At 65.4% G+C, this 9,507-nt stretch carries 8 protein-coding genes; 5 read left to right on the top strand and 3 right to left on the bottom strand.

The features are described from left to right. Together MNBBLIKP_RS03390 and MNBBLIKP_RS03385 are read left to right on the top strand one after the other, a co-directional pair. A partial coding sequence (locus MNBBLIKP_RS03390) for a PQQ-dependent sugar dehydrogenase (protein WP_088307475.1) occupies positions 1–1,105 on the top strand: 1,105 nt, incomplete at its 5' end. 26 nt (positions 1,106–1,131) lie between these two features. Then, on the top strand, positions 1,132–2,118 hold the full coding sequence (locus tag MNBBLIKP_RS03385) for a formylglycine-generating enzyme family protein (RefSeq protein ID WP_441339263.1): 987 nt from the start codon (positions 1,132–1,134) through the stop codon (positions 2,116–2,118). On the opposite strand, the gene MNBBLIKP_RS03380 is transcribed toward MNBBLIKP_RS03385, so the two are convergent. The 3 genes from MNBBLIKP_RS03380 to MNBBLIKP_RS03370 are packed head-to-tail and all read right to left on the bottom strand — an operon-like array spanning position 2,115 to position 5,592. Continuing rightward, complete coding sequence (locus tag MNBBLIKP_RS03380; protein ID WP_088307471.1) at positions 2,115–3,443, bottom strand: mannitol dehydrogenase family protein; 1,329 nt, start codon at positions 3,441–3,443, stop codon at positions 2,115–2,117. The genes MNBBLIKP_RS03385 and MNBBLIKP_RS03380 overlap by 4 nt on opposite strands. Next, positions 3,440–4,840 (bottom strand): glucuronate isomerase, encoded by a 1,401-nt coding sequence (gene uxaC, locus MNBBLIKP_RS03375; protein ID WP_088307469.1) that lies wholly within the window; start codon positions 4,838–4,840, stop codon positions 3,440–3,442. The genes MNBBLIKP_RS03380 and uxaC overlap by 4 nt, the downstream gene beginning before the upstream one ends. Beyond that, on the bottom strand, positions 4,837–5,592 hold the full coding sequence (locus MNBBLIKP_RS03370; protein ID WP_088307467.1) for a FadR/GntR family transcriptional regulator: 756 nt from the start codon (positions 5,590–5,592) through the stop codon (positions 4,837–4,839). Before MNBBLIKP_RS03370 ends, uxaC begins: the two co-directional genes overlap by 4 nt. 97 nt (positions 5,593–5,689) lie before the next feature. On the opposite strand from MNBBLIKP_RS03370, the gene manD reads away from it, so the two are divergent. From manD to MNBBLIKP_RS03355, 3 genes are read left to right on the top strand one after another with little or no spacing between them, the layout of a single operon-like run. Next, positions 5,690–6,898, top strand: coding sequence for a D-mannonate dehydratase ManD (gene manD / locus MNBBLIKP_RS03365; RefSeq protein WP_088307465.1), 1,209 nt, complete (start codon positions 5,690–5,692; stop codon positions 6,896–6,898). A 1-nt stretch (position 6,899) separates the two neighbouring features. Then, positions 6,900–8,423, top strand: coding sequence for a hypothetical protein (locus MNBBLIKP_RS03360; protein ID WP_254912901.1), 1,524 nt, complete (start codon positions 6,900–6,902; stop codon positions 8,421–8,423). Positions 8,424–8,456: 33 nt separating this feature from the next. After that, on the top strand, positions 8,457–9,314 hold the full coding sequence (locus MNBBLIKP_RS03355; RefSeq protein ID WP_088307477.1) for a sugar kinase: 858 nt from the start codon (positions 8,457–8,459) through the stop codon (positions 9,312–9,314). The last annotated feature ends 193 nt before the right edge of the window (positions 9,315–9,507 follow it).

Genomic DNA, 9,507 nt, shown 5'->3' with positions numbered 1-9,507 from the left:
GCCCCCGCCGCCCAAGCCCGTTACCGCTGTCACGCAGTCCACCGCGATCGCGGCGATTGCCAATCCCTGGGCACTGGAAGTGCTGCCGGACACCCGGTTCCTGGTGACCCGGCGCAGCAATCCCGGGGCGCTTTCGCTTATTACCCCGGCGGGCGCGATCACGCCGGTTAGCGGCCTGCCCGCCAGCATCGGCATGCTTGACGTGGCCCTGGCCCCGGATTTCGCGGTGTCACGGATGATCTACTTCACCTACATGGTGCGCGATCCATCCGCCGCGCGGCTTGGCCGGGCCAAGGATGATCCCGCGCTGTTTCCCGAACGCATGACCCTGGCCTCTGCCCGGCTGACCGAGGACAGCGGCGGAGCCAGCCTGACCAGTGTGACCGAACTGTTCCGCCAGCAGCCAACCATCGTGGCCTTTGCCGGATCGGGCGAGCCGGGCGGGCGGATCACCTTTTCACCCGATGGGCGTTATCTGTTCCTGACTTCGGGTGACCGGCAGGAACTGGACAAGGATTTCCTGTTCAGCCTGGACAACAACCTTGGCAAGATCATCCGGATCTTCCCCGACGGCACTGTGCCGCCCGACAATCCCTATGTCGGGCAGGCAGGCGCGCGGAGCGAGATCTGGTCGCTGGGCCACCGCAACCAGTATGGCCTGGCGTTCGCGCCCGATGGCCGCCTGTGGTCCAGCGAGATGGGGCCGATGGGCGGGGACGAGCTGAACCTGATCTTCTCGGCCCGCAACTATGGCTGGCCGGCGGTTTCCAATGGCGATCACTACAGCGGTGATCCTATCCCCGATCATGCCGCTGGCGATGGCTTTGAAGCACCCAGGTTCAGCTGGTCGCCGGTCATTTCACCGGCCGGAATGATCTTTTACAAAGGCAACGAATTTGCTGACTGGCGCGGTGACATCCTGTTGACCGGGCTGTCATCAAAGGCGCTGATCCGCGTCCGCCTGACGGGTGACACCGCGCAGGAAGTGCAGCGCTTCAACCTGAATGTCCGCACCCGCGATATTGCCGAAGGGCAGGACGGATCGCTGTGGATCATCACCGATGGTGCGTCTGGCGAATTGCGGCGGATTACCCCGGTGTTCTAGGGTTCGGATCTGACAGGACGACAGACATGGACCAGATCCCGCAAGCAGAACCACCAGCAGGCGCTGACCGGCCCGGCATGCGCTGGATCGCCGGGGGCAGCTTTACCATGGGCTCGCTCGATTGGTATCCCGAGGAAGCGCCGCTGCGCCAGGTGGCGGTGGACGGTTTCTGGATTGATGACACCCCGGTCACCAACCGCCAGTTCGCCGCATTCGTTGCGGCGACCGGCCATGTCACCCTAGCCGAAATCGCGCCCGATCCGGCGGACTATCCCGGCATGCTGCCAGGAATGGACCGCGCCGGATCGCTGGTTTTCACCAAGACGGCGGGTCCGGTTCCGCTGCATGAATTCCACCATTGGTGGTCGTTCACTTTCGGGGCCGATTGGCGCCATCCGCTGGGTCCGGACAGCGATCTTGACGGGCTGGAATTGTGGGACCACCCGGTGGTCCATGTCGCGTGGAGCGATGCCGCCGCCTATGCCGCCTGGGCGGACAAGGAGCTGCCGAGCGAGGCCGAGCACGAATTCGCCGCGCGCGGCGGGCTGGAAGGCAAGGCTTTTGCCTGGGGGGACGAGCTCGCCCCGCAAGGCCAGATGATGGCCAATTACTGGCAGGGCCTGTTTCCCTTTGCCAACACCCGCGAAGACGGGTGGGAACGGACCTCTCCGGTGGGCAGTTTCCCGGCCAATGGCCACGGGCTTTACGACATGATCGGCAATGTCTGGGAATGGACCCGTGACTGGTGGGAAGAACACCCCGCGCCCATCCGCAAGGCCAGCCCGCAGGCCTGCTGCACGATCAGCAATCCGCGCGGCGGAACCCTGAAAGGCAGTCTGGACAAGGCCCAGCCGCAAATCCGGATCGGGCGCAAGGTGCTGAAAGGCGGATCACACCTGTGCGCCGCGAACCATTGCCAGCGCTATCGCCCGGCAGCGCGGCACCCGGAAACGATCGATACGTCAACCAGCCACATCGGTTTTCGCTGCGTGCAACGCGGCTCGAGCCATTAACCGCCCGGTTGCCAGGCCGATGCCATCGGCCCGCCGGGGCCGAACAGCAACGTCAACGCATCATCCTGCGCCGCCGCACCGGCCAGCGCCGCGGCGCGCGGATCGTCAACCGGGCCATTTGCGCCGCGCAGGTGGCGGATCCAGTCTGCGATCCCCGTTTCGATCGCGGGACAGCTGCGGCCTTGTTGCTGATTGTCTGACAAGGTTTCCAGCCAGCGCTGCGGCAGTTTCTGGCTGCCGTCCATCGCGATCTGGATCAGCCGGTGGTTCAGCGCGGGATTGGCGAAGCGGGTGAGCAGGTCCTGCGTGTAACGGGCGAGGTCTTGCCCCGGCGCGGCGGCGATGCTGGGCGCGGCTTCTTCCAGCAGCAACTGGCGGACCAGCGCCAGCAACACCGGATCGCCAATCGCCTCGTGCACATAGGCGTGCTCGCGCGCCAGCCCGCAATAGGCCAGCAGCGAATGCGCGCCGTTGAGCATCCTGAGCTTGGCGGTTTCATATGCACGGACATCCTGCACCAGCTGCGCACCAACCCGTTCCCAGCGCGGGCGCGGCCCGGCAAAGCGGTCTTCGATCACCCATTGGCTGAACGGTTCGGTCATCACCGCTCCCTGATCGTCCAGCCCGGTCCGCGCGGCCAGTTCGGCCCGATCAGCAGCGGTGGTGGCGGGCACGATCCGATCGACCATGGTGGATGGGCAGGCGCACTCGGCCTGAAACCAGCCGGTCAGCGCGGGATCGTGGCGATCAAGGTATTCACCCATCAACCGTTCAAGCTGGCGGCCATTGTCGGCCAGGTTGTCGCAGCTCAGCAGAGTCAGGCCGGGCAGCCCGGCATCGCGGCGGCGGCGCAGCGCCTGGGCCAGCAAGGGATAGAAGCTTCCCTGATCCGCCTGCCCTAAATCAAGGTTGCCATCCGCAGCGCGGCAATAGCCCTTTTCGGTGACAGTGAAGCTGACGATCCGGGTCTGCGGGGCGGCGAGTGCGGCGATGACGACTGCGGAATCTTGCCCGGCAACCAGCACACGGCGCACGGCCGCCACCACCCGGGTCGCGGAACCGGCGGCAGAGCGTTCGGTGACCGTGTAGAGCCCGTCCTGCGGGTTCAGCTGGCGCGCCACTTCGTCCGAACGCAGCGACACGCCGGTGATCGCCCAGTCACGGTCCCCCGCTGCCATCGCGCGGTCGGTGTACCAGGCCTGATGCGCGCGGTGGAAAGCGCCGATCCCGATATGAACGACGCCCACGGCCTGCGCATCACGGTCATAGCCCGGGCGCTCCACCCCGGGGCCGAGGTGGCTGACGGTCGCGCTGGCCAGTCTCACAATTTGTGGGCCCGCTTGGCGAGGTTGTAGCTGAGGTCCTGCGCCAGTTCCGCCGCTTCCCAATCCTGAATGCGGTGTTCGGCGACCAGCCGCGCCAGGAACGAGCAGTCCACCCGCCGTGCCACGTCATGCCGCGCCGGGATCGACAGGAACGCGCGGGTATCATCGTTGAAGCCGACCGTGTTGTAGAACCCCGCCGTCTCGGTGGTCATTTCGCGGAAGCGGCGCATGCCTTCCGGACTGTCATGGAACCACCAGGCCGGGCCAAGTCGCAGGCAGGGGTAATGCCCGGCCAGCGGGGCGAGTTCGCGCGCGTAGACGCTTTCATCCAGCGTGAAGAGGATCAGCGAGAGCCGCGCCTCATTGCCGAAGCGGTCAAGCAGCGGTTTGAGCGCGTGGACATAGTCGGTGCGGGTCGGAATATCCGCGCCCTTGTCACGCCCCAGCGCGGCAAACAGTTGCGCGTTGTGGTTGCGGAACGAACCGGGGTGAAGCTGCATGACGAGCCCGTCCTCCACACTCATCGCCGCCATTTCGGTCAGCATCTGGGCGCGGAACAGTTCGGCTTCGGCCGGGGTGAACGCGCCGCTGGAGACCTTGGCAAACAGCGCTGCGGCATGGGCCGGGGAAAGATCGGCAGTCTGGGCCGTAGGGTGGCCGTGATCGGTGCTGGTCGCGCCATGCGCTGCGAAGAAGGCGCGGCGCTGGCGGTGGGCGGCGAGGTAGCCGGTCCATGACAGGCAATCCTCACCGGTCAGGTCGGACAGCAGCGCCAGATTATCGCGGAACCCTTCAAATTCGGGATCGACCACCGGATCGGGGCGATAGGCGGTGATCACCCGGCCCTGCCAGCCGCTGCTGCGGATCGCGGCGTGATGCTCCAGACTGTCGAGCGGGCTTTCGGTGGTGGCGATGACTTCGATGTTATAGCGTTCGAACAGCGCACGCGGGCGGAACGCATCGGTGGCAAGCGCCGCGGTGATGGTGTCGAAATAACGGTCCGCGGTGTCCGCGCTCAGCAACTGGTCCAGCCCGAACACTTCGGCAAAGACCCAGTCGAGCCACATCCGTGATGGGGTGCCGCGAAACAGGTGGTAGCGCGCCGCAAACAGGCGCCAGCTCTCACGCGGGTCGGCATCGGGATTGCCGATTCCCAGCGCGGCAAGCGGCACGCCCTGCGAATAGAGCATGCGGAAGACATAGTGATCCGGGTGCAGCAGCAATTCCGCCGCGTTGCCGAACGGAGCATTGCCTGCAAACCAGGCCGGATCGGTGTGGCCGTGCGGGCTGATGATCGGCACGCCCTGCACCGCGCGATAGAGTTCGCGGGCAATGTCCCGCGTGCCGGGATCGGCGGGGAGCAGGCGATCGGGGTGGAGGATCAGCGGGCGGGTCACGGCGCGGACTGATAGCGCGCGCGCTTGGCCTGGGCGGTGCGGCGCGCTTCCTCGATCGCGCGTTCTTCGGTGGCGAACAGCAGGCTGTCGATCACTTGCGCCAGATGCGCGCGCATCGCGGCGCGGGCCGCACCCGGATCGCGGTTGCGCAGCGCGGTCAGCACGGCGGTATGTTCATCGACCACCGGCTTGATATTGGCGCTGCGGGCCTTTTCGTGGAGCAAGGCGGCTTCGGGCGAAGTGGCGCGCAGATCCCACAGATGCTCGATCGCGTTGTAGATGGCGGTGTTGCGCGTGGCCCTGGCGATGGCGAGGTGGAATTCGCGGTCAGACTTTTCGGCCCCATCGGCCTGCTGGTTTTCGCGCGCGATCGCTTCGACCAGACGCTCGATCCCGTCCAGTTCCTCGTCGCTGGCCTGCGTTGCGGCGAGCGCGGCGGCCTCGCCTTCGAACAGCAGCCGCGCTTCGGTCAGCTCGAACGCGGTGATGTTGAACCCGGGCAGGTCTTCCTTGCCCGGCAGGCGGCGGACATAGGCGCCCGAGCCGACCTTGACCTCGACCAGCCCCTGCACTTCCAGCGCGATGATCGCCTCGCGCACGGTCGGGCGGCTGACGTTATAGCTGGTCGCCAGTTCGCGTTCGGCCGGCAGCCGCGCGCCGATGGGATAACGGCCCGAAGCAAGCTCCTCCATCAGGCTGCGTGCCAGATCCTGATAGAGCCGGTCTTGCGTCTTGTCGGGCGTGTCGCTCATTGCATTTCCTTTTGGTCTTACCAATTCTCTTGACAGGCCAGACTAATCTGGTCAAGACGTCTTAGCACAGGCCAGCCCATTTGACACAGGGAATCCCATGAAGATCCAGTCCGCCAAGGTCATCGTCACGTGCCCCGGGCGCAATTTCGTGACACTGAAGATCGAAACCGATCAGGGCGTCTATGGCATCGGCGATGCCACGCTGAACGGGCGCGAGCTGGCGGTGGTCAGCTATCTTGAAGATCACGTGGTCCCCTGCCTGATCGGCATGGACCCCCGCCGGATCGAGGATGTGTGGCAGTACCTCTACAAGGGCGCCTATTGGCGGCGCGGCCCGGTGACCATGCGGGCGATTGCGGCGGTCGATATGGCGCTGTGGGACATCAAGGCCAAGATGGCGGGAATGCCGCTGTATGATCTGCTCGGCGGGAAGAGCCGGGACGGGATCATGGTCTATGGCCACGCCAATGGCAGCGACATTGCCGAAACGGTTGAAGCGGTGGGCCAGTACATCGACCTGGGCTACAAGGCGATCCGCGCGCAGACCGGGGTGCCGGGGATCAAGGATGCCTATGGGGTCGGGCGCGGCAAGCTGTACTATGAGCCGGCCGATGCCAGCCTGCCCAGCGTTACCGGCTGGGACACCCGCAAGGCGCTGAATTACGTGCCCAAGCTGTTCGAGGAACTGCGTAAGACCTATGGCTTTGACCATCACCTGCTGCACGACGGCCACCACCGCTATACCCCGCAGGAAGCCGCCAATCTGGGCAAGATGCTGGAACCCTACCAGCTGTTCTGGTTTGAGGATTGCACCCCGGCGGAAAACCAGGAAGCGTTCAAGCTGGTCCGCCAGCACACCGTTACCCCGCTGGCGGTGGGAGAGATCTTCAACACGATCTGGGACGCCAAGGACCTGATCCAGAACCAACTGATCGACTATATCCGCGCCACCGTGGTCGGCGCGGGCGGGATCACCCATCTGCGCCGGATCGCCGATCTGGCGAGCCTTTACCAGATCCGCACCGGCTGCCACGGCGCGACCGACCTTTCGCCCATCACCATGGGCTGCGCGCTGCATTTCGATACCTGGGTGCCCAATTTCGGGATCCAGGAATACATGCGCCACACCCCGGAAACCGACGCGGTGTTCCCGCACGATTACACCTTTGAAAAGGGCGAACTGTTCGTCGGTGACACCCCCGGCCACGGGGTCGACATCGACGAGGCGCTGGCCGCGAAATATCCCTATAAACCCGCCTATCTGCCAGTCGCGCGACTGGAAGACGGCACCATGTGGAGCTGGTGAGATGATGATCCGAAAGACCCTGCTGGCCGCCAGCGCGCTGATTGCCCTGTCCGGCGCTGGCCCGGCCCCTGCCCCGGCCCTGCAGCTTGGCAAGCTGGCCAAACTTGCCACGATCGATGCCCGTTATCAGGGCTATAATATCGAAATGGTCGAAGTGACCGGCGGCCGGTTCTGGGCCCCCTATGGCGGCCCAGCGAACGAACGCTATCGCCAGCGCCCGCCGATTGACCTGACCGATCCGAAGCTGATCGCGCTGGGCAAGGCGCTGGGCCCGGCGCTGCTGCGGGTCAGCGGCACCTGGGCCAACAACACCTATCTTGAGGCCGAGGGTGAGCACTTGTCCGCCCCGCCCGCAGGCTTTGTCCAGGTGCTGACGCGTGACCAGTGGAAGAATGTCGTCGCCTTTTCCAAGGCCGTCGATGCCCCGATCGTCACCAGCTTTGCCGTCAGCAACGGCACGCGCGGCGCGGACGGGGTGTGGACCACCGAGCAGGCACAGCGCCGGCTTGACCTGACCCGCGCGGCCGGCGGCAGCATCTATGCCGCCGAATTCTTCAACGAAGCCAACATGCCCAGCGCCGCGCCGGAAATGCCCAAGAAGTACACCGCCGAAAACTATGGCGCGGAATTCCGGATCTTTCGCGACTGGGCGCGCAAAAACGCCCCGGAAATGAAGATCCTGGGCGTCGGCGGCGTGGGCGAAGCGGGCCTGCTGGGCGATCAGCCGCCGGAATCGCAATTTGGCTCACACGTCAGTTCCGATGACATGATGAAGCAGAACCCGAACAGCGTCGATGCGGTATCCTACCACTTCTATGGCTCGGTTTCGCAGCGCTGCCTGGGGCTGGGAATCGGCACTGCGGTCAAGGGCTATGCCCTGTCGCCGGACTGGCTTGACCTGACCGTGCGCGATTTCAAATACTACGCCGCGCTGCGCGACAAGTATGAGCCCGGCAAGCCGATCTGGAACACCGAAACCGCGCAGGCGGCTTGCGGCGGCAGCCCCTGGGCTTCGACTTTCCTCGATACCTTCCGCTACCTCAACCAGCACGCCGCACTGGCGCAGCTGGGGCTGCAGACGATCCAGCACAACACGCTGGCGGCCAGCGATTACGGCCTGATCGACCGCGATACCATGACCCCGCGCCCGAACTATTGGGCATCTGTGCTGTGGCACCGGACCATGGGCAGCACCGTGCTCGCCTCACCCAAATCACCTAGCCCCGCGCTGCGGCTTTATGCGCAATGCATGCCGGGCGGGCGCGGCGGGGTGACCGTGATGGCGCTCAACACCGGCGAGGCACCGCAAAAGCTGAACCTGGGCGGCAAGGGTATGGGCTGGACCATGACCGGGCAGCCGGTCGATACCCGCCAGATCACGATCAACGGCAACAGCCCGGCGCTGTCGGCCAGCGGCGAGCTGACCGGATTGCAGGGTGCGGCGGTGAGCGGCGCGGTGGCCATTCCGGGCCAGTCGGTCGGCTTCTACAGCCTGCCCGGCGCTGGCAACGCGGCTTGCAGATAAGCCTTGGCGCGGATCGTCCTGATCGGTGAAGGGATGCTGGAACTCGCCCGAAAGGGCGGGGACTGGCAGCTTGGCCATGGCGGCGATACGCTCAACACCGCGATCCATCTGGCCCGGGCCGGGCATGATGTGGCCTATCTGACTGCTTTGGGCAGTGATCCGCTGAGTGCGGACCTGAAAGCCAAATGGGCAGCCGAAGGGCTGGATACCTCGCTGGTGCTGAACCACCCCACGCGCAGCACCGGGCTCTACGCGATCACCACCGATGCTGTTGGCGAACGCAGCTTTACCTATTGGCGCGATAGCAGCGCCGCGCGGGAACTGTTTGCCCTGCCTGCCGCCGAACCGGCGCTGGCCGTGGCAGCAACGGCAGATCTGCTGGCTTTCTCGCTGATCAGTCTGGCAGTGCTGCCCGATGCAGGCCGCGCGCGGCTGCTCGAACTGGCCCGGATGGTGCGGGCGAATGGCGGGCAGATTGCCTTTGACGGCAATTACCGTCCCCGGTTGTGGCGCGATCCGGCCGAAACGATGGAATGGCGCGACCGGGCCATTGCCGTGTCCACGATCGGCCTGCCGACCCTGGAGGATGAGGCGGCCCTGGCCGGCCCGCAGACCGCAGCAGATGTGATGCGGCGCTGGCAGGCGCTGGGCTGCGAAGAGGTGGTGGTAAAGCTGGGCGCGCAGGGCTGCCTGCTGCCAGACGGTCAGTTGGTGCCCCCGCCCGCCCGGCTCGATCCGGTCGATACCAGCGGTGCGGGCGATGCTTTCAATGCCGGCTACCTCGGCGCGCGGCTGCAGGGCGCGGATTGGCACGCGGCGGCTTTGGCGGGCCATGCGCTGGCCGGCTGGACGATCCTGCGGCCGGGCGCGATCCCGGCGCGGGAAGATTGAGTCTGGTCGATGTTTGACCCGGCATAGTCCTGCAAACTCAAAACCCGTCACCCTGAACGTGTTGCAGGGTGACGAATTGGGGAGGGGCGAACTCAGCTCAAATATGCTCAAAGTTCCCACTTTGTTCTTGCAATGTAGGATTTGATTTGATCCATAATCGGGATGACCCAGCCCGATTCCCCCACACCAGAAG

Source organism: Novosphingobium sp. B 225, from assembly GCF_002198665.1.
In the GTDB taxonomy this organism is placed as follows: Bacteria; Pseudomonadota; Alphaproteobacteria; order Sphingomonadales; family Sphingomonadaceae; genus Novosphingobium.
This window is presented reverse-complemented; position numbering and strand designations above follow the sequence as displayed.

Coding starts and splice junctions, on each gene's coding strand:
- manD (WP_088307465.1), top strand. CDS start 5,690: ATGAAGATCCAGTCCGCCAAGGTCATCGTCACGTGCCCCGGGCGCAAT.
- MNBBLIKP_RS03355 (WP_088307477.1), top strand. CDS start 8,457: ATGCTGGAACTCGCCCGAAAGGGCGGGGACTGGCAGCTTGGCCATGGC.
- MNBBLIKP_RS03385 (WP_441339263.1), top strand. CDS start 1,132: ATGGACCAGATCCCGCAAGCAGAACCACCAGCAGGCGCTGACCGGCCC.
- MNBBLIKP_RS03370 (WP_088307467.1), bottom strand. CDS start 5,592: ATGAGCGACACGCCCGACAAGACGCAAGACCGGCTCTATCAGGATCTG.
- MNBBLIKP_RS03360 (WP_254912901.1), top strand. CDS start 6,900: ATGATGATCCGAAAGACCCTGCTGGCCGCCAGCGCGCTGATTGCCCTG.